This is a genomic window from Vibrio sp. Vb1554, from assembly GCF_033344235.1.
This window is the reverse complement of record NZ_JAWPOJ010000096.1, coordinates 1-1,897: the sequence shown is the minus strand read 5'-3', so window position 1 is coordinate 1,897 and position 1,897 is coordinate 1. Positions and strand designations below refer to the sequence as shown.

2 protein-coding genes are annotated in these 1,897 nt (G+C 47.8%); both read right to left on the bottom strand.

The genetic code is table 11. From position 1 onward, the window contains the following. Positions 1 to 641 (bottom strand): HEAT repeat domain-containing protein (locus tag R8N28_RS23900; protein ID WP_412079924.1); only part of this gene is annotated, 641 nt, incomplete at its 3' end. 9 nt (positions 642 to 650) lie between these two features. After that, positions 651 to 1,897, bottom strand: a 1,247-nt coding sequence (locus R8N28_RS23895) for an anaerobic sulfatase maturase (protein ID WP_318183507.1), incomplete at its 5' end; no start/stop codon positions are given.

The window sequence follows — 1,897 nt, the reverse complement described above, 5'->3', positions numbered from 1 at the left end:
TAGATATCGTCCGCTTGTTTCCAGTTTTCATGCCAGCGATACACATCGGCTAACAGCAATTGGGTGTTGTTATCCGTTCCGCTCTTTAAACTCGCTATAAGCTCGTCCACAGGCTTTTCTATCGCTGGTCTTTGCGCTTCTGTCAACACAGAATAATCACGCACTAAGTTCAGTGCTGCCGCAATACGCACGGAAGAGGATTCGTCTTTAAGTAGTGGTTCCACCATGCGCCAGCGGTTTTCGATCGCGTAAGGTTGCGCGCCGACTATCGCAGCTTCACGAATTGCCGCGTCTTTATCTTGTAAACCTCGAGCAACAGCCACCAGAGCATTCTGGTTTGGGTAGTTACCCAGTTCGCGCAGCGCTTGAACACGTTGTTCGATCGGCAACTTTTGGTCTTGGGCTTGATAAGCGAGCTTAGAAATCACTTGCTGCGGCGTTGGTGGTTGCACCTGCTCTGCCGCAGTCGGCTGAGCTTGCGTTTGTTCCGTCGGCGTTTGCGCCATAACAGAATGATTAACGACCGCGCCTAATGTGACCGCCAATAACGACTTAGAAAGCATCTTCACTTTGTTCGGTCGACGTTTGCGCGATGCCAAACACGGTGTCTTTAACAGGGGGGCTTCTGTAGACAATGACATACCAATTCCTCAAAATTTTGTTTCGAATACTGGGCGTTGTTCACTCTCTTGGCGCACGACTGAATCGCTGTATTTGCCATGAGCCACCACGTTACCCGTTGCGCGTAAAATGTATGCCATCGCTTTGTCAGCATGTGCAAAGAATTTCTTCCATCCTGCACATAAATAGTTAAGTCCCGGCTCACCATCACGAGTACGAATGAAACGGTTTTTCGGGCATTCACCGTAGCATGCAAACTGATACTCACAGTCTCGACATTGCTGCGTTAACAAGCGAGATTTTGCAAAACCGAACTTCTGTTGCTCTTTGCTGTAGGCCAGTTCATCCAGCTTGTCATGATGAATATTGCCAATTTTATACTCCGGATAAACGTAATGATCGCACGCAAACACATCGCCATTTGGCTCCATCGCCAACCCCTTACCGCACACCTCACCCAGCGTACAAAGTGGATTAGCGCGCCCCATCCAAGCCTCTACACTGGCTTCAAAATATTGCACAAACACTTTGCCGATATCGTTCTTAATCCATTCATCAAAAACCGCAATCAGGAAGTTACCCCAAGCTTCATCAGCAACACACCAAGGTTCCATGACAGAATCTTTGTGACCCGGAATCAAACGCTTGTCTCCTTGTTTAAGCTGTTCTTGCGGTTGCCATTTTTGAGGCGCAGTGGTGCGGAACGTTTTCTGTTCAACAATAGGAATAAACTGCATTTGTGGCGAGCGGACCTCATCTCGCAGAAAACGGTATACTTCTAGCGGATTTCGGCTCGTCAGGTTGTTCACACAGGTAAGCGTGGCAAAGTTCACCTGATATTTATGCAGCAACTCCACCGCATTCATGACTTGTTTGAATGTGCCTCGACCGGCTCGGTTGGTTCGATACGCGTTGTGCTGCATTTCAGGGCCATCAATACTCAAGCCCACCAAGAAATGGTTCTCGCTTAAAAATTCGCACCATTCGTCATTCAATAACGTGCCGTTTGTTTGCAGATCGTTTGAGATCTTCACGCCTGCGGGTTGGTACTTCGCTTGAAACTCGACAATTTTCTTGAAGTAATCCAAACCCAGCATCGTTGGCTCACCGCCCTGCCAAGAGAAGACGATCTCAGGTGTGTTTTGCCCTTCAATATACTGTTTGATGTAAGCCTCTAACGTGGCTTCATCCATCATTGGTGAACATCCTTTTTTATACTCAAGTAAGTCCTGTTTGCTGAGGTAGTAGCAGTAAGTACAGTCAATGTTACAGGCAG